Genomic DNA, 18,618 nt, shown 5'->3' with positions numbered 1-18,618 from the left:
TCCGGCCTGGGGGCCGTTCTCGTCCGCATGTTCAACAATCCGCGCTCGTGACGAGTTGAGGAAGAACAAGCCTCAGGAGAGAGCGGAGGTCGCGTGATCACCATCGTCGTGGTCGTCGTGGTGGCATTCACGGTCATGGCCTTGCTGGGCAAGGGCTTCGCCTCCGCCCAGCGCGCGAACGCGTTGGCCGAGCAGACCCCTCTCCTGGCCGAACTGGCGGAAAGCCTCGGCGGCGAGCTGATGGGCCCCGACAAGGCGAGCACGTGGTCCCCGAAACTTCGCTGGCCCGCACTGACCCTCGCCTTCCAGCGCGGACCGTGGCACGTCCGGGTCAGCGAGACCTCCCGCGCCAGGGGACCGGGGCGCGGCGACACCAATGTGATCTTCGCGCACTGGATCGAGATCGCCACGGTTCCCGTGCCGCACCGGAGGCTCCCGCTGGAGTTCTTCGAGCTGATCTTCGAAGACGGGTTCGTCCGCGTGGAGTGCGGCGGGCAGATCCAGGCCGACGAGCTCGTCTTCCTGGTCGACATGATCGTGGAGACCCTCGACCTCATGTCCGGAGTGGAGCCGAGGGACCCCTCCGCGATCGTCTGACCCGCTCTGTAGCACGGGTCACTCAGCCACATCGATTCGTCCGTTTCGCCGCGAACCCGAATCTCCTCCTGCCACTATGACGCCCGCTCGCGCGATCTTGTGCGGGCGAGTCTTCAGGGGGAGGTCCTTGTGCCGTCGGCGGCGTTCGAGCAGCTGGTCGCTCAGTTCGAGCGGTTCCAGTCTCAGATGCAGCGCGTTGACCAGCAGTTCGCCAACGTCGGCGAGATGCAGCAACAGCTGACCGAGCTGGAAGCGGTCGCCACCTCGGCCGACTGCGCCGTGACGGTGGTGGCGGGACCGTCCGGCAGCATCAAGGACATCAGGCTGACCGACCTGGCCATGCGCCGTCCGCCACACGCACTGGCCGCAGAACTGATGAGCACGCTGCAGAAGGCCGTCGCCGAAGCCGCCCGCCGCCAAGCGGGGATCGTCGAGGGCGCGATCGGCGACGACATGAAGCTCTCCGACCAGGTCCTGGAAACCCAGGCCCAGCTCTTCGGAATGTCCAAAGAGGAGCTCCGCGCCGTCAGGGCTGAGGAAACGACGCCGCAGCCGCCCGCCGCTCCAGTCCCGCCGCGTCCTCCGCTGCCGCCGATGCCTCAGGCCGGCGGGCCCGCCCGGCCGCCCGCGCCGCCACGCAGGCCGACGCCCGAGCCGCACGACGACTTCTCCGACCAGAACGTGCTTCGCGGCAATTCGTGGACCGAGCGCTCGTCACAGCCTCCTCCCGCTGCTCCGTCCAAACAGGACGGCAAGTTCCTGAACCTCTTCGACGACGAGGACGGGCGATGACCGGGTTCAGCGTCAACCCCGAAGAGCTGCGGCAGTACGCGGACAAGCTTCAGGAGCACCGCGGTTTCGCCGGCCAGGTCTCAGGTCTCGTGGACAAGTCCGATGTCGGCGACAAGTCGTGGGGTGTCGTCGGGATCTTCGTGAAGCAGCAGTACACGGAGATGCTCGGGGATCTCAAGGAGACGCTCACCGCCATGACGGAGGGTTTGGACTCCGGTGCGGAGAAGTTCCGCGACACCGCGAAGGGCTACGCGGACCAGGAAGAGGCTCTGAAGAAGATCCTCGACGGCATTCAGGTCGACAGGGGGTAGGGCCGGCATGGCGGAACAGGACTACACGGCCGGCTCCGGCGACCAGCAGGTCAAGATCACCGTCGGCGAGAAGACGCTCGGGCAGAAGGCCGAGGAGAACGCGCCGATCTGGGGCAACTTCGTCAAGGCGAAGGAAGCCGCCGGCAAGACGGGCGACACCGGCGGCGTCGCGGGGCTGACCTCCGAAGGCAGCGCGCTGGTGACGTCGGTCGTCGAGTTCGGCCAGGGCATGATGATGGACCCGATCGGCTGGTTGGTCGGACAGGGACTGAACTTCCTCATCAGCGTCGTGCAGCCGCTCGAAGACGCGATCCACTTCGTCAGCGGCGACGGTCCGGCGTTGCAGCAGGCCGGCGAGAACTTCGGCGCGATCGCCCAGGGCATCTCCGACCTGAGCACGAGGTTCACCGAGGACTTGCAGAGCACCGTGACGACCTGGGGCGGCAGTGCCTCCGAGGCGGCCGCCACGAAGCTGGGCGAGTTCGCCAGCGGCATCGACGGCGTGGCGGGCCAGGCGGGTGAGCTGGCCGAGTTGCTGATGATGTCGTCGATGGTCATGCAGATCATCGAGGACGTCATCAAGGCGATCCTCTCCGAGCTGATCACCTGGCTGATCATGATCTGGATTCCCGCACTGGCCGCCGCCGTGCCGAGCTGCGGCGCGTCGACGGCTGCCGCGGGTGCCGCGACCGGCGTCCGGATCGCCTCCACCGCGAGCCGGGTGTCGCGCATCGTCGCGAAGCTGCGCCAGCTGCTGACCAAGATCATGGACTTCCTCCGGAACCTGGCTGCCAAGGCCAAGAACCTCGGCGCCGGTTTCAAGAAGGCCATGGCGGACAAGAAGGTCCGCAGCCAGGATGCGACGGACGCGCTCAGGGGCAAGACGAAGTGGGAAACGTTCCGCAGCAACCCGGTCACCCGGATGAACAGCCACGAGGGCATGGTCGGTGAGCGGATGCAGCAGGGCTTCTGGAAGTCGATGGGTGACGCTGTCGGAAACGAGGCGCTTGCTCAGATCAACTACGGACACGAGAAGGGTGCGCGAAACGCCTCCCTCAAGCAGCAGGCCGCCGAGTCGCGCGAGACCGGAACTGATCACTCGAAACAGCGCATCGAAGGGTATCTGGACCTCTGATCATGGATCTTCTCAAGCTGTGGGTGACCGACTACCTGCTCGATCCGCTTGTGCTGACCGGCCTCAGCGGCATGATCGTCTTCTTGGTCGTGCGGCGCTGGCTCCAGTTCCGCAGCCACAGGAAGGGGCGGGACGCGCAGATCGCCGCGCTGACCCCGTTGGCGCAGCGGCTCGGAGGACAGGTGCTCGGTCCTGGCGAGGCGGCCATGTGGACGGCTGAGTTCTGCAAGCCGTTCTGGAACGAGTTCGCGATCGCGTTCCGGTCGAAGCGTCAGTTCGACCTGTCGCTGGACTTCCAGCGCGGCCCGTGGCACGTCAGGGTGACCGAGGCGTCGATCAGGTACGACAGCCGTGGTCTGGGCGTTCGTTGGCTGCAGGAACACCGCATCGAGATCGCCACCGCTCGCCTTGCGCCGCTGAAGGTCACCCGGCCGAACAAGTACAGCGTCAACAACGGGCAGCCGCTGTCGCCCGGCCAGCTCGAGTCCGAGTGGAAGCAGATCGTCAGCCACCAGCCGGAGACCGCGAAGCAGACCGATGCCGCGTGGCTGCCCGTGCCGTTGGCGCCGCCCATGGATCAGGAGTTCTCCGCGTACGGCAGCGATCCCGCGGCGGCGGCCAGGGAACTGAACTTCGACGCGCTGCACTGGCTCATCGAGCACGAGCAGGGCCTGCCGGGCTGGGCCAGGAGGATGTCGCTCACCTTCGAGTCCGGGTTCGTCTACCTGGTCGCCCACGACCACATCTACCCCGACGACCTGATGGGCGTGGTCGACACGATCTGCGGGCTGCTGGACCGCATGCCGGGTGTGCGGCCGAGGCACCCTGCGGCGGCGGTCTGAGTCAGCACCGGGGTCAGCGCGGCGTGACGGCGAAGCCGGACAGCACGATCTCCTCCAGGTCCGGGTCGTCGTCTTCCCGCACCCGCTTGTAGTTGAAGCCGAACAACCAGATCGCGTAGGCGAAGAAGTCCGCGACGCTGCGCATGGCGTGCAGGTAGAGGGGCGGTCGGCGGCTTCGCGGCCGAAGCGCTGGCGCGGGTCGATCCTCGCAACGAGAAGGGTCTGCGGAACGAGTCCCTCCGGCAGCAGGCCGACGAGGCGCGCGCGACGGGGACCGACTACTCGAAACACCAGATCAAGGGATACCTGGACATCTGATCATGAACACATTGCTGAAAGGCCTGTCGGAGCTGGTGCTCAGCCCCTTCTTCCTGGCGATGGTCGTCATGGCCGTCGTGTTCGTCGTCGTGCGGCGCTGGTTCCACTTCCGCAGCCGCCGCAAGTCGCTGGACGAGCAGATCGCCTTGCTGACACCGCTGGCGGCAAGCACCGGTGGCACGGTGATCGGTCCGGAAGGCGACACCACCGCCTGGTCGGCAGGGGTTCAAGGGCCCGTGGTCGAGCACGTCGAGGGCTTCTTCGCGAAGCTGCTCCGGCGGTCCAAGCCGCGGTGGGACCTGGCGTTCGACGTTCAGCGAGGTCCGTGGCACGTCCGGGTCACCGAGGCGTCCGTGCGAGTGTCCAACCCCAGTGGGTACGGGGTGCGGTGGGAGCAGGAGCATCGCATCGAGGTCGCCACCGCGCGGATGGCACCGATCCGGATCAGCCGGGCGTTCAAGTACACCACCAGTGGGAATCCCGTTTCCCAGTCCGACTTCGAAGCCCAGGGGACCGGCCTGCTCAAGCGGCCGCCGTTGACGGCGCAGAACGACCACGCCGGGTGGCACCAAGTGCCGATCGCTCCGCCGATGGACAAGGAGTTCTTCGCCTGTGGCAGCGATCCCGTCGCCGCACGCTGCGAACTGAACTTCGACGCGTTGCACTGGCTGCTCGACCGGGAGAGTGACCTGCCGGTCTTCGCGCGCTCGATGCGGCTGACGTTCGAATCCGGGTTCGCGTACATCGTCATGCTCGATCACATCGAACCGGACCAGCTGATGGTCGTGGTCGACACGATCTGCGGGCTGCTCGACCGCATGCCCGGCGCGCGGCCGAGGCACCCGGCGGCGGCGGTCTGAGGCAGGGGCAGGCAACGGGAGCGCGCTGTCGGCCGTCCTTCAGCTGTGGACACCACACCGGAGACCGACGCGCGTTCGGGCACACTGCACGACGTGGTCACCACCGAGGTGAAGCCGGGCAAGAGCGGGTTCGCCACGTTTTTGCTGGTCGTGTGCGCGATGGCGTTCGTCACGGCGGCGTTCATCAGGCTGCTCGGCATCGACGGCACGCGGTACATGATCGCCACGACCTCGTTGATTCCCTACATCACGGTCGTGGGGTTGCTCATCGGGTTGTTCGCGCTGTTGCGCAAGCGGTGGGTCGTTGGGCTGACGATGACGTTGGTGGCGGTCGTGCTCGTGGCCAACGTGGTGCCGCGGGCGTTTCCGGACGCGCGGCCGAACGGGGTGGGGCAGCAGGTCAGGCTGATGACGGTGAACCTGCTCACCGGTATCGCGGACGCTGACGCCATCGTCCGGGAGGTCAGGGAACGCAAGATCGACATCCTGGCCGTGCAGGAGCTCACGCCGGAGATGGTGCGCGACCTCGACCGGGCCGGCCTCAACCAGTTGCTGCCCGATCGCGTCTACCTCGACGAACCGGGTGGGTCCGGCAGCGGGATCGCTTCCAAGTACCGGCTCTCGCAGCGAAATCTGACGCCGCCGGGCACGTTGCAGCAGGCCGCCGCGCTGGTGGACCTGCCGGGCAAGGACATCGAGGTCGTGTCGGTGCACCCGTTGCCGCCGGTGGTCACGGAGGGGCCGGAGGCGTGGCAGCGCGAGCTCGCCGGGCTGCCTGCTCCCGACTCGACCGGCGCGATCAGGATTCTCGCTGGTGACTTCAACGCGACGCTCGACCACGTCGGCCTCACGCGGTTGCTGAACAAGGGGTACGTGGACGCCGCAGACCAGGTCGGCAAGGGGCTGATCCACACGTGGCCCAGCAACAGCGGGTTCTGGCCGCCGCCGGTCACCATCGACCACGTGCTGGTGGACACGCGGTGCCCCGTCGACACGCTGGACGTGTTCGACGTGCCCGGCAGCGATCACCGGGCCGTCGTCACGCAGTTCGTCGTGCCAAGGCTGTGAGCGCCTCCAACGCGCCTACCGGCAAGGACACGCCTCGCCCGTGGCGGACGGCCGGCTCGCGGGTGTTGATCCGGATCAACGAACCGGACGCCGCGCTCGCCAGCTCGGCCTGACGCCGCACGGTCGGCACCGCGGTGCCGGCACCGATCTCGATCACGACCAGGTTCCGGTGCGAACGGCGCCACTCGGTCAGCGCGTCGAGCTGCTCCTGGCTGCGGTGCGGCACCCAGCCCCAGTCGCCGAACATCAGGATGTTGGGCCGCGCGAGGCCACCGCAGAACCGGCACGAGGGCAGTTCGCCGACGGCCCGCATCGTCTCGGGATCCACCGAGACGTCGAACGCGCACTCCCAGATCTCGTCGGTGCACGGTTCCACGCACTGGACGTGGTGGATCGAACCGTGGACCTCGGCGACGTCGGCGAACCCTGCCTTCTGGAACTGGCCGTCCACATTGGACGTGAAGGCGCGGGCACCCCACGAGCGCAGGATCGCGAAACCCTCGTGCGGCACCGTTTCCCGGTAGAGGTGGAGCCGGTGGCCGTAGAAGCCCCACGCCAGCTCGGGATCGTCGGCGAAGTGCACGGGGTCGGCGATCTCCTCGAACTTCAGCCCGAGCCGCTCGTACGGCGGGTAGGCCCGCCAGAAGCCCTCGGTGCCGCGGAAGTCCGGCAGACCGGAGTCGACGCCCATGCCGGCACCGGCGCAGACGAGCAGCCCGTCCGCGCCGGCGATCAGCTCTGCTGCCTGGTCGTAGGAGGAGTCGAGCGACGTCACTGCTTGGGCTTGCTCCCCAGCACGACCTCGAACTCGAGCAGGTCGGCGCCGGACGACACGGGCTTCGCGCGCTCACCGGAGTGCGCGGCGGCGCCTGCCTGCCCGTCGCGCCACGCGACGAAGGCCTCGTCGGTCTCCCAGTGCGTCACGACGAAGTAGCGGTCCTCGCCCGCGACCGGGCGCAGGAGCTCGAAGCCCAGGAAGCCGGGCTGGTCGTCGACCGCGCCGAGGCGGGCGGCGAAGCGCTTCTCCAGCTCGGGGCCGTTGCCCTCGGGGACCTTGATCGCGTTGATCTTCACGACTGCCATGACACCGACTCTAGCGGCGTGGCCCGAATCCTTGGCGCGCTGTTCAGCACCTCGGTGGCCGCGCCATACGATGCCCACGTGGCGGTGATCTTGGTGACAGGCATGTCCGGCACCGGGAAGTCGACGGTGCTGGGCCAGCTGGAACAGCGGGGACATCGGGTCGTGGACACCGACTTCGGAGAGTGGATCGAAGACGTCCCGCGTCCTGATGGCACCGGCACGGAGCCGCAGTGGCGCGAGGACCGGATCGACGCGCTCATCGCGGACCACGAGCGTTCGGGTGAGCCGCTGTTCATCGCGGGCACGGTGTGGAACCAGGGCGGGTTCTATCCACGGTTCGACGAGATCGTCCTGCTCAGCGCACCTGTGGCGGTGATGCTCGACCGCATCGCCAACCGCGACACGAACCCCTTCGGGAAAACCGCAGAGGAACGTGAACGGATCATGGCGGACACCACCGAGATCGAGCCGCTGCTCCGATCATCGGCCACCATCGAAATCGACACCCGGAAACCACTCACCGAAGTGGTGGACCAACTGGCAGCGCTTGCCGGGCCACGGCACTAGCGGCGCACACCGGCAGGCAGCAGGTACTGGTCTTCCGGAATGCCCGATCCGCGGAACCACGCGGCGAAGAACCCGTCCAGCTGCTGCCCGGAAGCCTTCTTGAAGAGGTTCTCGAACTCCGGCCAGGAGGCGTTTCCGTCGCGGTGTTCGGTCGTCCACGTTTGCAGGGCCTTGAAGAACACGTCGTCGCCGACCTGCTTGCGCAGCGCGTGCATCGCCATGATGCCCTTGTCGTAGACGCCGCGGAACTCGTTGCCCTTGCCCATGTCGTAGAGCTTCGGCGCCCAGAACGACGACCGGTTGCGCAGCTCCTCCACGCGGTCGCGGTAGCGCTTGTCGAGGTCCGTGCCGTCCTTCTCCAGCCACAGCCACTGCGAGTAGGACGCCAGGCACTCGTTCAGGCAGATGTCGGCCCAGTTCTCGATCGTCACCGAGTCGCCGAACCACTGGTGGGCGTTCTCGTGCACGACCGTTTCCAGGTCCGCCCACGACGCGTAGATCGGCCTGGTCTGGGTCTCCAGCGAGAACCCGATCTGGTCGGCGACCCAGATGCTGCCGGCCGCGCGCTGCGGGTAGGGGCCGAACTTCGTCTCCAGGTACGCGATGACCTCCGGCATCTGCGCCTGCAGCGGCTTCTTCTGCCCGGACGTGCCGGGGGCGTACGCGTCGAGGATCGGCGTGCCGTTGGGCAGCTTCGAGCGGACGACCTCGAACTTGTCGATGGCCACGGTGACCAGGTAGGTCGCGAGCGGCGTGTCCTCCACCCAGTTGAACGTCGTCCAGCCGTCGGCGCGCGTCACGGGGCCTTCGAGGCCGTTGGAGACCGCCGTCCAGCCGTCCGGGACGCGGGCCGCGAGCTTCATCGCCGCCTTGTCGCGCGGGGTGTCGTTGGCCGGGAACCACGACGTCGCGGAGTGCGGCTGACCTGCGGCGAACGCTCCGCCGGTCGACGAGATCTGCCAGCCGCTGCGGCCCAGCGAGGCGTCTTCGACGGTTTTGGGCTCGCCGCCGTAGGTGACGACCGTGGTGAACGGCTTGGCCTTCGCGAGCGGCGCGGACGGTGTGATCACCAGCTCGTGGTCGCCCTCCTGCGCGAATTTCGCGGGCCGGCCGCCCACCTTCACCTCGCTGACCTTCAGGCCCTCCAGGTCGAGGTTGAACCTCGACAGGTCCGCGGTGGCGTTCGCGGTGATCGTCGCGACGCCCTGCAGCTGCTTCGACGACGGGTCGTAGGTGATCGCGAGGTCGTAGAGGGTGACGTCGTAACCGCTGTTGCCGTCCGTCGGGTAGTAGGCGTCGCCCGCGCCCGCACCGGCCTCCACCGCGGCCTCCGGTGACGTCTCCTGGCGTTGCTGCTTCGCGGGGTCGCCGCCCGGCGTGCGGAACACGACGAGCAGACCGGCGACGAGCACGATCAACACCAGGGCGATCAGGTACGGACGAGCCTTCATGCGTTTAATCATCCCTGTGTCGGTGGTGGAGTTCGGCGGAACGGGACAAGGCGTACTGCTCCTGCACGGCCTGATGAGCAGGGCCACCGCCTGGTGGCCGGTCGCGCAGTGGCTCACACCCTTCGGCCGTGTCGTGGGGATCGACCAGCGCGGGCACGGCAGAAACCCGCAGCGGGGACCGTTTCGCACCGAGGACTTCGTCGCCGACGCCGCGAAGGCCGTCGAGGACCTGGACCTCGGGCCCGCTGTGGTGATCGGGCACTCCATGGGCGGGCTGCACGCGTGGTGTCTCGCGGCGACCCGTCCGGACCTGGTGCGCGCGATTGTGGTCGAGGACTTCGCCCCGGACAACAGGGGCAAGACGATCGACGAGTGGAAGTGGTTCTTCGACGCGTGGCCGGTGCCGTTCCAGTCGATCTCGCACGTGACGTCGTTCTTCGGCACGCCGCTGTTCGTCGAGTACTTCGAGGAACGCGAGGACGGCTGGCACCTGATCGCCTCGATGGACGACCTCTACGAGATCGCGGCCGAGTGGGGCACGCGGGCGTACTGGGACCTCATCGACCAGGTGAAGTGCCCGTCGCTGGTCATCGAGGCAGGCAAGGGCGGCCAGCTACCAGGGCAGATGGAGGAGGCGGCGCGGCGTTCGAAGGGCCAGTACCTCTACGTGCCCGAAGCCGGGCACGTCGTGCACGCCAGCGCGCCGTGGGTCTACCGGGGCGCTGTGGAGGCCTTCTTGAGCACGTCGATCTCGCCGGTCTGAGTGTCGACGACCGACACCTCGCGGACCTTCGCGCGGATCGGCTCGACTGGGAACACCGCGGCGAATGCGGCCTTCATCGCCTCGTCGTCGATGTCGTGGGCGAGCGTGCAGTGCGGCACCCAGTTGCCCGGCAGGTAGTAGGCGCTCGGGTTCTTGACCTTGCTCGCCAGCACGTCGTGGATGGCGGAGTGGACCGCGAGCAGTTCGGTGTCGACCACGGCGCCCAGCATCAGCACGTTCTCGGAGGTCGAGAACGTGCTGAGCGTGTGCAGGTAGAGGTCCGGCAGCCACAGCCGTTCCAGGTCCTCGCGCAGCTCCTTGCGGACCTTGGGGCCGATGGTGCTCGCCACGGCGTAGGTGAGGTGTGGCGGGTAGTCGTGCTTCGTGCCGACGCGTCGTTGCAGGTCACGGACCTTCTTGTCCGCTTCATCGTCGAAGAACGCCACCAGCGCGTGCATCAGTGCTCTCCAGGTAGTGCGAAGAGGCCGTCGTGCGTCTGCTCGAGCAGGCCGTCGTCCAGCAGCGAGACCAGGCACTTCTCGCGCTGCGTCACGTCGTGCCAGACCACGTCGAGCTGGATCTTCGGCACCGGTCCGGGCGCACCCCGCAGCACGTCCAGCAGCTTGCCCCGCACCTGCCGATCGGTGCCCGCGAACTGCTGCACCTTCTTCGCCGGCCCCGCGTAGGCCGGTCGGCCCGCCTGCTGCCACGCGCACTCGGTGTAGAGCGGGCAGTCCGCGCACTTCTGGTTCTTGGCCGTGCAGATCAACGCCCCGAGCTCCATCAACGCCGCCGAGAACACGGCGGCGTCGTCCTGAGCCTCGGGCAGGATCGCCTCGACGTCCCGGAGATCGCGCTTGGTCGACGGCGGCCCGGCGTCACCGGCACCGTGGACCGCGCGAGCCACCACGCGCCGGACGTTCGTGTCGACGACAGCGCACTTCTGCCCGTACGCGAACGTGGCCACCGCACGAGCCGTGTAGCTGCCGATGCCGGGCAGCGATTCCAACGTCTCGACGTCCGAGGGCACCACATCGCCGTGGTCGCGCGCGATGGCCGTGGCGGCCTCGTGGAGACGCAACGCGCGGCGCGGGTAGCCGAGCTTGCCCCACATGCGGAGCACCTCGCCCTGGGAGGCGGCGGCCATCGCGGACGGCACCGGCCAGCGCGCCAGCCACTCGTGCCAGATCGGTTCGACGCGGGCCACCGGGGTCTGCTGCAGCATAATCTCGCTGACCAGCACACCCCAGGCCGTGCACTCGGGACGGCGCCACGGCAGGTCGCGGGCCGCGGTGTCCCACCAGCCCAGAAGCAACTCGTGATTCATCGCCGCCATTGTCGCAAACGCACGCGGGGCGCTTTCGTACTCTCATGTAGTACGAAAGCGCCCCGCGTGCGGAAGAATCAGGCGGCCTTGGCGTCCGCCGCGTCGACCTCGCGCAGCTCACCGGAGTGCACGTCGTACACGAACCCGCGGATCTTGTCCGTGTGCGGGATGAACGGGCTGCGGCGCAGCCGGGCCATCGATCCGCGGACGCTCTGCTCGACCACCTTGAACGCCTCGACGGCCCAGGTCGGCCGCAGGCCGGTGTCGGCCTCCAGCTCGTCCTTGAAGTCGTCCTCGGTCACCATCTCGAGACCGCAGTTCGTGTGGTGCACGAGCAGGACCTCGCGCGTGCCCAGCTTGCGTTGGCTCAAAGCGAGCGATCGGATCGCGTCGTCGGTGACGACACCACCCGCGTTGCGCAGCACGTGCGCCTCACCCTGCTTCAAGCCGAAGATCTCGAACACCCGGATGCGCGAGTCCATGCAGGTCAGAATCGCCACCTGCAGGGACGGCTTCGCGGACGAACGGTCTCCGGGAACCACGTTCCCGAGTTCGTAGTTCCGCTTGAGCAGTTCGTCGATCGCGGTCATGACACCTCCATGGCCTACCGGCGGACCCCTCAGGCGATTGGAACTGGTGTTAGCGCACGTTCACAAGGGGTTTCCGGCCAATATCACGTTCACCGGATCGAGCGATGCTCGCCTACCACTGGATTCCACCTGGTCGGGCTACGTTCGGGCCGTGACCGAGCCCACAGGACCCCTGCCGTCCACGGTGTACTGGCGCCGCCGCCTCGCCGCGATCGGGGCCGCACTGGTCACACTGCTGCTCGTGATCTGGATCGTCGGGATGTTCGGCTCGGACGACCACCAGGCCCAGCCCACCAACGCGGCCGCGGCGTCGTCCTCGAACCCGCCGCCGAGCATGTCCGAGACGGCGTCTCCGTCCTCGTCGACGACGGCACCCTCGCCGACCGCGACCACACCGCCTGCCCCGCCGCCTCCGCCTCCCGGACCGCCGCAGCCCTGCCCGGACGACGTGATCGGGGTGATGGCGAAGGCGAACAAGCCCTTCTACACCATCGGTGACCAGCCGGAACTGTCGATGGACGTGGCCAACAACGGGCCGGTGCCGTGCATCAAGGACATCGGGCGCCAGCACCGCGAGCTCACCGTGCTGACCGCCGACGGCGCGACGGTGCTGTGGTCCAGCAACCACTGCCTGTCGACGGCGGGTTCCGAGGTGCGGGTCATGCAGCCCAAAGAGGTCTTCAACTACGGCACGAAGTGGGCGGGCTCCACCTCGAAGCCGGGGTGCGGTGCGCACACCCGGCTCGGGGCCGGCGACTACCTGCTGGTGGCCAAGCTGGCCGGGAAGGCCAGCTCACCCGTGGTGTTCAGGCTGGAGTACTAGCTAGCGCCGACGCAGGCGGTACCACTGCTCGTCGGGCCGCAGGACCGCCTCCATCAGCTTGGGCAGGGTGAAGTGCGACTGCTCGACACCGGTGATCGTCCAGTCCGGGAAGGCCAGCTCGATCTCCTCGCGGTCGGCGCCGCGGATCAGCGGCCTCCTGCGGCGGGGCCAGGCGATCAGGAGCAGGGTCGCGTCGGCGGCGGCCACGGCCGTCACCTCGCGGCCCATCGCGCGCTGCCGTTCGGTGTCGAAGTCGTGGAACGTGCCGGAGTCGACGATCAGCCGGTAGCCGGAGCCGACGTCCGCGGCACGCAGATCGGTCACGTCGCCGTGGACGAGCCGGACGTCGACGCCTGCCTCGGCCACGCGGTCCCTGGCGCGGCGCAGGGCCTTGTCGACGATGTCGACACCGGTGACCTGCCAGCCGCGCTTCGCCAGCTCCACCGCCCAGATGCCGCTGCCGGTGCCGAGGTCGAGCGCCGGGCCGAACGGACGCTCCCGTCCCGCTTCCTCACGGTCGAAGAGCTCGGAGATCTTGTCGACGAACGGCTGGTCGGTCGCCGCGTCCTCCCACGGGTGAAAACCGATCGAGTAGGCCAGTTGGTAGTGCATGGCGCCCTCCTGACGAAGCGGGTGCGCCGACGGTAGGAGTCCGAGACGCGCCACCACATCGGGAGAACTGCGGAGGTGGGCACTGCCGGGCGTCAGTACTTCAGACGAGGCCGTTCTCGTAGGCGTAGGCCGTGGCGGCGGCCCTGCTGGGCAGGTCGAGCTTGGTGAGGATGTGGCTGACGTGGCTGGCCACGGTCTTCTCGCTGATGACCAGGTCCGCCGCGATCGTGCGGTTGCTGCGGCCCGCCGCGACCAGGGCGAGCACCTCGCGTTCGCGTGCGGTGAGCACCCCGGTGTCCTCGGTGTCGACGCGGTCGAGCCACCCCAGGTCGGGCACGGCGCGCAGCGTGCGGAACATCGAGCGGGCCGCCTGCCACTCCACTGCGGCACCGTCGGCGTCGCCCAGCGCCCGGCAGGCGAGTCCGATGTGGACGCGGACGCGGGCGTTCTCGTGGCGGGCACCCAGTTCGAGCAGCCGGGCGGCCGCAGGGCGCAGCGCGGTCAGTGCCGCGGCCGGGTCGTTCTCGGCGAGGAGCACCGTGCCGAGAGCGTGGTCGGCCCGTGCCCGCGGCAGCGGTGCGGCGAGCCGCACGGCGTGCCCGGACAACTCCTCCGCACCGGCCCGCGCGGCCGCGATGTCACCGCACGCCAAGGAGATCTCGACGAACGCGGGCAGCAGCGCGCACCGGCGCAGCGGCTCCTCCGCCTCGTCGAGTGCCCTGCGGATGCCACCGTGCGCCGCATCGGCCCTGCCCTGGACGAGCCGCAGCAACGCCAAGCCGGGCTGGGGATCGCGCCCGTGCGAGGCGGCCTCCTGGTAGGACCGCTCGGCCTCGGTGAACCGTCCGGTGAACCGGCGCAGCTCACCCTGCTCGTAGCAGGCGGCCGCGAGGGTCATCGGCCCGGCAGCGGGGGCGAACCGCTCCCGCGCACACGCGAGTTCGTCGGCCGCGGCCGACCACTCGCCCTGCAGCCGCAGGAGTTCGGCGCGGTGCACGAGACACTGCCCGCGGTACAGCACCAGCCCCTGCTGGCCGTCGCACCACCGGCTGAGATCCGCCGTCCACTCGCGCGCCCGGCCGAGGTCGAACAGCTCCACGCAGCCCTCGATCACCGTGCAGTACAGGTCGCCGACCGCGAGTGGCGAGATCTCGCCCGACGTGACCGCGGCCATCGCCTCGTCGAGCAACGCCACCCCTTCGGCGACGTCGCCGAGGTAGATCAGGCAGCGCCCCTGGCCGACACGCGCCAGCGTCGTCAGCTCGACGGAACCGAACCGCTCGCCGATCTTGGCCGCCTGCGTGAAGCCGTCGTGCCCGGCCACCACCTCGCCCTGCAGCACGTGCCGCAGGCCGGTCAGGTACCGCAGATAACCCTGCTCGACGCACTCGCGTTCGTTCAGCAACCGCCGCGCCCGGTCGGTCCACCCACCGCCGCGCGCGAACTCGCACCTGTTGATCAGTCCGAACGCGAGCCAGAACGCGCACCGGACGGCGCGCGGCGGGTCGTCGGCGGTGAGCTGGAAGGCGCGACTCCACGCGGCGACGCTCTGCTCGTCCTCGCCCACGAGGAACGCGGCCTCGGCGAACCGCACGAGGCCGTCTGCCTGCTCGGCGCCGGACAAGGAGCGGTACGTGGCCGGCCAGTCCTCACCCGCCATTCCGGGAACGGTACGCGCGTACCCGGCAGAACGCCGGACTTGTTCGTCCAGTCCTCACGGACCGAACCAACGCTCCTCCGCACCACCGCGCGGCGGACCGGACGTCTTGCCGATGATCAGCTCGGTCGCGAGGTTCACCGACCGCGGCCGGGTCCGCTCGTTCGCGTCGAGCAGCAGCTTGCCCGCCGCCCGGCCCTTCTCCAGCACCGGCTGACGGACCGTCGTGAGCCCGGCCTCCTCGCCGGCGCGGATGCCGTCGAACCCGGTCACCGTGATGTCGTGCGGCACGCGCAGGCCACGCCGGGCCGCCTCGGTCATCGCGCCGAGCGCCAGCACGTCCGAGGTGCAGATCAACGCGGTGATCTGCGGGTCCTTGTCGAGCACCTGGGCGGCACCGGACGCGCCGGAGGCCATGTTGTGGTCGAAGCGCTCGACCACGGGCACCTGCGACCAGTCGACGCCGGCCTCGCTGAACGCCTCCGCCAGGCCGGACAGGCGGTTGCGCTGGACGTGGAAGTGCGCGGCGTGCTGGCGGTCCGGGGTCACGAAGCCGTCGTTGCGGTCACGCGCGAGGCGCATGCACACGACGCCGACGCGACGGTGGCCCAGCCCGATCAGGTGCTTCGCGAGCTCGTACATCGCGCCGCGGTCGTCGATGCCGACCCGGTCGACCGTGCCGAGGTCCGGCTGGTCGCAGACCACGGTGGGCACCGGGCGCTCCAGGACCGCGGCCAGGTGCGGGTCGTCGTCCGGCACCGAGTAGACGACGAAGCCGTCGACACCTGCGCGGTGGACGGACGCGACGTCCTCACGTTCGGGATTGGCGGGCACCAGCAGCAGACCGGTTCCCGCGTCCTCGCACGCCAGCGCGAGGCCCTCGAGGAAGCCGATCGCCGCCGGGTCGCGGAACGCGTAGGAGAGGTTCTCGGTGAGCAACAGGCCCACCGCACCGGCCTTGCGCGTGCGCAACGAGCGCGCCACAGGATCCGGGCCGGGGTAACCCAGCCTTCGGGCCGTGTCCAACACCCGCCGACGCAGCTCGGGCGAGAGCTGGTCGGGCCGGTTGTACGCGTTGGACACCGTTGTCCGGGAAACGCCCAGCTCAGCGGCCAGAGAGGCCAACGTTGCCGGACGTCGCACATGCATCGACCGCGCCATGAAAGGACCGTAACGGTTCAGAACCAATTCGTGAAGTCAGGGTGACCTGCGTCCCTCAAATGACGCATCCGCGCTGGTTGACCCATCTGCCTTGTTCAGAAGTTGGTCCAGACCAATATGGGCAATCGGTCATCTCATTTCGGGGGCGCAGACGATTCCCTCGCGACCAGTCGCGGCCGGAAGACGCGGGTGTAGTTGTCGGTGCCCTGCCTGCGGCGATCCGGATCCAGACGCAGCACGAGCTCGTCGATCGCCGCGGCCGCCATCTCCTCGATCGGCTGCGCGAGCGTCGTCAAAGCGGGCGACGAGTAGGCCGCCAGCGGGATGTCGTCAAACCCGACGACGGACAGCTCGTCCGGTATCGAGATCCCTCGTTGGTGTGCCTCACGCATCACGCCGAGCGCCATGTGGTCGGACGAGCAGATCACCGCCGTCGGCGTCACGGTGTCGAGCAGCTGCGCCACCGCCAAGCCGCCGCCTTCCGCGCTGAACGGTCCGTGCGCGACGTACTCCGAACCCGCCGGCAGATGGTTCTCCTCGAGCGCCGCGGCCCAGCCGGCGCGCTTCAGCCGTGAGGGGAGGGACCGCGCCGGACCCGAGACGAACCCGATCCGCTCGTGGCCCAGTTCGATCAGGTGCTTGGTGGCCATGTAGCCCGCGAGCTGCTCGTCCACCGTCACGTCGGGCACGTCCAGCGCGGGCGTGGCACCGTTCAGGAAGACCATGTGGACGCCGTCCGCGACGAGCTTCGCGTAGTAGCTCGGCTGCGGCGCCTGACCGAGCGGCACCTCGACGTTGGTGATCTCCGGTGACACGAACACCATGCCCTCGACTCCGCGAGCCAGGAGCATCCGGACGTACTCCTCCTCGCCCATCGGGGCGCCGCTGCGGGTGTTGCACAGCAGTGACGAGTAGCCGAGGCGCGCGGCCCGCGTCTCCAGTGCTTCGGCGAACGCGGGGAAGACCGGGTTCGAGAGCTCCGGCACGAGCAGGCCGATCACGCCGGTGCGCTGCAACGCACCGAGCCCGCGTGGGGTGTAAGGCATCTCCGCGAGCACCGACAGCACCCGCTGCCGGGTCTCCTCGTTCACACCTGCGCGCCTGTTGAGGACACGGCTCACGGTCGAGATGGACACCCCGGCTGCCCTGGCGATCTCGGACAGTCCGGACACGTTGCCTCCCTGGTCAAGCACGGTTGCGCGCAAGCTTGCCGCGAACAGAAAAATTTTGCAACGAGCGTTTGCAAGACAACGCCGTTACGGCTTGGTTACGGTCGACGTCTTGACCTGACCATGGTTCTGGTAGTGAAATCGCCCGCAACATCTTCGCAAAAACTTGCAAGACCCCTCATCTCACTGGGAGATGAGGCCCAGCTGGAGGGAACGGCAGCAACGATGCGACGGACAACCCTCGTGACCGCCATGGCGACGGGTGTCGCCCTCGTGCTCACCGCCTGCGGAGGCGGTGGATCGAGCAGCAACAGCGGATCCGACTCGGGCGAAGTGACCTTCTGGGACACCAGTGGCCCCAACGAGAGCCCCGTGTTCAAGAAGATCGCGGAAGGCTGCGCCACCAAGGACGGCTACAAGGTCAAGGTTGAGACGCAGGCGTTCGACACCGCCTTCGCGAACTACAAGACCGCCGCGCAGGGTGGCCAGGGCCCCGACGTCTTCCGCGCAGAGGTCGCGTGGGTGCCCGCGCTCGCCAAGCTCGGCTACGTCGCCGACCTGACGGACACCGACCTGGCCAAGGACACCTCCGACTTCGTGGAGGCCGCGCTGGGCTCGACGAAGTTCGAGGGCAAGAGCTGGGCCGTGCCGCAGGTGACCGACTCGCTGGCGCTGTTCTACAACAAGAAGAAGCTCGCCGACGCGGGCGTCGAGCCGCCGAAGACGTGGGACGAGGTCAAGGCCGCCGCTGCCAAGCTGGGCGGCGAGAAGGCGATCTTCCTCAACAACGACGCGTACTACGCGCTGCCGTTCATCTACGGCGAGGGCGGCGACCTGGTCGACGCCTCGGCGAAGAAGATCGTGGTCAACTCGGACAAGAACGTGAAGGCGCTGCAGACCGCGAAGGGCCTGCTGGACGCCAAGGCCGCGTTCACGTCCCTGGACGCGACGAACTCCTACACCACGATGCAGGCCGCGTTCTCCAGCGGTGACACCGCGATGGTGATCAACGGTCCGTGGTCGGTCGCCGACTACCTCAAGGGCACCGCGTTCACCGACAAGGCGAACCTGGGCATCGCACCGGTGCCCGGTCCCTCCGCCGGCAAGGGCAGCGCGCCGGTCGGCGGCCACGACTACGTGATCCGCCAGGGCACCAAGGCGAAGCAGTCGTCGATCAAGTTCATCCAGTGCATGGCGTCGGTCGAGTCGCAGGCCGCGATCGCCAAGGACCTGGGCCTGCTGCCGACCCGCAAGTCGGCCTACCAGAACGCCGACGTCAAGGCCAACGCCGTCGTCGCCGCGTTCGAGCCGGTCACCAAGACCGCGCACGAGCGCGCCTGGATCCCTGAGGGCGGTCAGCTGTTCGACCCGCTGAAGATCGCGTACGCCGACGTGCTCGCCGGCAAGAAGGAGCCGAAGGCGGCACTGGACGAGGTCGCCAAGGCCTACAAGGACACCGTCGTTCCCGAGTACTCGATCGGCTGATTGGTGC

Annotated in this window: 22 protein-coding genes; 11 read left to right on the top strand and 11 right to left on the bottom strand. The window is 68.5% G+C overall.

The features are described from left to right. Positions 1-93 precede the first annotated feature (93 nt). From SK803_RS42395 to SK803_RS42375, 5 genes are all read left to right on the top strand, one after another. Positions 94-597, top strand: coding sequence for a hypothetical protein (locus SK803_RS42395; RefSeq protein ID WP_319971882.1), 504 nt, complete (start codon positions 94-96; stop codon positions 595-597). Between the two features lie 186 nt (positions 598-783). Next, on the top strand, positions 784-1,389 hold the full coding sequence (locus SK803_RS42390) for a YbaB/EbfC family nucleoid-associated protein (RefSeq protein WP_406601665.1): 606 nt from the start codon (positions 784-786) through the stop codon (positions 1,387-1,389). After that, the gene (locus SK803_RS42385) at positions 1,386-1,700 is read left to right on the top strand and encodes a type VII secretion target (protein ID WP_319971880.1); all 315 of its coding nucleotides are present in this window, start codon (positions 1,386-1,388) and stop codon (positions 1,698-1,700) included. The genes SK803_RS42390 and SK803_RS42385 overlap by 4 nt, the downstream gene beginning before the upstream one ends. Before the next feature lie 7 nt (positions 1,701-1,707). Beyond that, positions 1,708-2,835 carry a WXG100 family type VII secretion target gene (locus SK803_RS42380; RefSeq protein ID WP_319971879.1) on the top strand — a complete coding sequence of 376 codons (1,128 nt, stop codon included), beginning with the start codon at positions 1,708-1,710 and terminating at the stop codon, positions 2,833-2,835. Positions 2,836-2,837: 2 nt separating this feature from the next. Further along, positions 2,838-3,677: a hypothetical protein gene (locus tag SK803_RS42375; RefSeq protein WP_319971878.1), complete on the top strand. Its 840-nt coding sequence runs from the start codon at positions 2,838-2,840 to the stop codon at positions 3,675-3,677. Between the two features lie 13 nt (positions 3,678-3,690). On the opposite strand, the gene SK803_RS42370 is transcribed toward SK803_RS42375, so the two are convergent. After that, positions 3,691-3,822, bottom strand: coding sequence for a hypothetical protein (locus SK803_RS42370; protein ID WP_319971877.1), 132 nt, complete (start codon positions 3,820-3,822; stop codon positions 3,691-3,693). A 175-nt stretch (positions 3,823-3,997) separates the two neighbouring features. On the opposite strand from SK803_RS42370, the gene SK803_RS42365 reads away from it, so the two are divergent. Both SK803_RS42365 and SK803_RS42360 read left to right on the top strand, forming a co-directional pair. Beyond that, complete coding sequence (locus tag SK803_RS42365) at positions 3,998-4,855, top strand: hypothetical protein (protein ID WP_319971876.1); 858 nt, start codon at positions 3,998-4,000, stop codon at positions 4,853-4,855. A gap of 45 nt (positions 4,856-4,900) precedes the next feature. Then, positions 4,901-5,923, top strand: a complete 1,023-nt coding sequence (locus SK803_RS42360) for an endonuclease/exonuclease/phosphatase family protein (RefSeq protein WP_319971875.1) — start codon at positions 4,901-4,903, stop codon at positions 5,921-5,923. Here SK803_RS42360 and SK803_RS42355 read toward each other — a convergent pair. Together SK803_RS42355 and SK803_RS42350 are read right to left on the bottom strand one after the other, a co-directional pair. After that, entirely contained in the window at positions 5,895-6,698 is an 804-nt protein-coding gene (locus tag SK803_RS42355) for an SIR2 family NAD-dependent protein deacylase (RefSeq protein WP_319971874.1), read from the bottom strand. The two genes, SK803_RS42360 and SK803_RS42355, sit on opposite strands and share 29 nt — an antisense overlap. Further along, a complete protein-coding gene (locus SK803_RS42350; protein WP_319971873.1) occupies positions 6,695-7,006 on the bottom strand; it encodes an antibiotic biosynthesis monooxygenase family protein in 312 nt (103 codons plus the stop codon). The genes SK803_RS42355 and SK803_RS42350 overlap by 4 nt, the downstream gene beginning before the upstream one ends. A 78-nt stretch (positions 7,007-7,084) precedes the next feature. Here SK803_RS42350 and SK803_RS42345 point away from each other — a divergent pair, with 78 nt between their 5' ends. Beyond that, positions 7,085-7,573 (top strand): AAA family ATPase, encoded by a 489-nt coding sequence (locus SK803_RS42345; protein WP_319971872.1) that lies wholly within the window; start codon positions 7,085-7,087, stop codon positions 7,571-7,573. On the opposite strand, the gene SK803_RS42340 is transcribed toward SK803_RS42345, so the two are convergent. Beyond that, on the bottom strand, positions 7,570-9,024 hold the full coding sequence (locus SK803_RS42340; protein WP_319971871.1) for a M1 family metallopeptidase: 1,455 nt from the start codon (positions 9,022-9,024) through the stop codon (positions 7,570-7,572). The genes SK803_RS42345 and SK803_RS42340 overlap by 4 nt on opposite strands. Between SK803_RS42340 and SK803_RS42335 the strand changes: the two genes are divergently transcribed. Next, on the top strand, positions 9,023-9,787 hold the full coding sequence (locus tag SK803_RS42335; protein ID WP_319971870.1) for an alpha/beta fold hydrolase: 765 nt from the start codon (positions 9,023-9,025) through the stop codon (positions 9,785-9,787). The two genes, SK803_RS42340 and SK803_RS42335, sit on opposite strands and share 2 nt — an antisense overlap. On the opposite strand, the gene SK803_RS42330 is transcribed toward SK803_RS42335, so the two are convergent. The 3 genes from SK803_RS42330 to SK803_RS42320 all read right to left on the bottom strand — a co-directional run bounded on the left by SK803_RS42330 (position 9,736) and on the right by SK803_RS42320 (position 11,704). Next, positions 9,736-10,245 carry a 2'-5' RNA ligase family protein gene (locus tag SK803_RS42330; protein ID WP_319971869.1) on the bottom strand — a complete coding sequence of 170 codons (510 nt, stop codon included), beginning with the start codon at positions 10,243-10,245 and terminating at the stop codon, positions 9,736-9,738. The two genes, SK803_RS42335 and SK803_RS42330, sit on opposite strands and share 52 nt — an antisense overlap. Continuing rightward, positions 10,245-11,114, bottom strand: coding sequence for an A/G-specific adenine glycosylase (locus tag SK803_RS42325; RefSeq protein WP_319971868.1), 870 nt, complete (start codon positions 11,112-11,114; stop codon positions 10,245-10,247). The genes SK803_RS42330 and SK803_RS42325 overlap by 1 nt, the downstream gene beginning before the upstream one ends. A 77-nt stretch (positions 11,115-11,191) precedes the next feature. Continuing rightward, complete coding sequence (locus SK803_RS42320) at positions 11,192-11,704, bottom strand: beta-class carbonic anhydrase (protein WP_319971867.1); 513 nt, start codon at positions 11,702-11,704, stop codon at positions 11,192-11,194. Between the two features lie 151 nt (positions 11,705-11,855). Here SK803_RS42320 and SK803_RS42315 point away from each other — a divergent pair, with 151 nt between their 5' ends. After that, positions 11,856-12,527 carry a hypothetical protein gene (locus SK803_RS42315; protein WP_319971866.1) on the top strand — a complete coding sequence of 224 codons (672 nt, stop codon included), beginning with the start codon at positions 11,856-11,858 and terminating at the stop codon, positions 12,525-12,527. Here the strand turns inward: SK803_RS42315 and SK803_RS42310 are convergent, their stop codons facing one another. The 4 genes from SK803_RS42310 to SK803_RS42295 form a co-directional block, all read right to left on the bottom strand. Continuing rightward, the gene (locus SK803_RS42310; RefSeq protein ID WP_319971865.1) at positions 12,528-13,139 is read right to left on the bottom strand and encodes a class I SAM-dependent methyltransferase; all 612 of its coding nucleotides are present in this window, start codon (positions 13,137-13,139) and stop codon (positions 12,528-12,530) included. It abuts the gene before it with no gap. Between the two features lie 100 nt (positions 13,140-13,239). Continuing rightward, complete coding sequence (locus tag SK803_RS42305; protein WP_319971864.1) at positions 13,240-14,799, bottom strand: response regulator transcription factor; 1,560 nt, start codon at positions 14,797-14,799, stop codon at positions 13,240-13,242. Between the two features lie 54 nt (positions 14,800-14,853). Next, positions 14,854-15,957, bottom strand: coding sequence for a LacI family DNA-binding transcriptional regulator (locus SK803_RS42300; protein ID WP_319971863.1), 1,104 nt, complete (start codon positions 15,955-15,957; stop codon positions 14,854-14,856). A gap of 134 nt (positions 15,958-16,091) precedes the next feature. Then, positions 16,092-17,129 carry a LacI family DNA-binding transcriptional regulator gene (locus tag SK803_RS42295; RefSeq protein WP_319971862.1) on the bottom strand — a complete coding sequence of 346 codons (1,038 nt, stop codon included), beginning with the start codon at positions 17,127-17,129 and terminating at the stop codon, positions 16,092-16,094. A 222-nt stretch (positions 17,130-17,351) separates the two neighbouring features. On the opposite strand from SK803_RS42295, the gene SK803_RS42290 reads away from it, so the two are divergent. Continuing rightward, positions 17,352-18,611, top strand: coding sequence for an extracellular solute-binding protein (locus SK803_RS42290; protein WP_319971861.1), 1,260 nt, complete (start codon positions 17,352-17,354; stop codon positions 18,609-18,611). The last annotated feature ends 7 nt before the right edge of the window (positions 18,612-18,618 follow it).

The organism is Lentzea miocenica (genome assembly GCF_033949945.1).
In the GTDB taxonomy this organism is placed as follows: Bacteria; Actinomycetota; Actinomycetes; order Mycobacteriales; family Pseudonocardiaceae; genus Lentzea; species Lentzea miocenica.
This window is presented reverse-complemented; position numbering and strand designations above follow the sequence as displayed.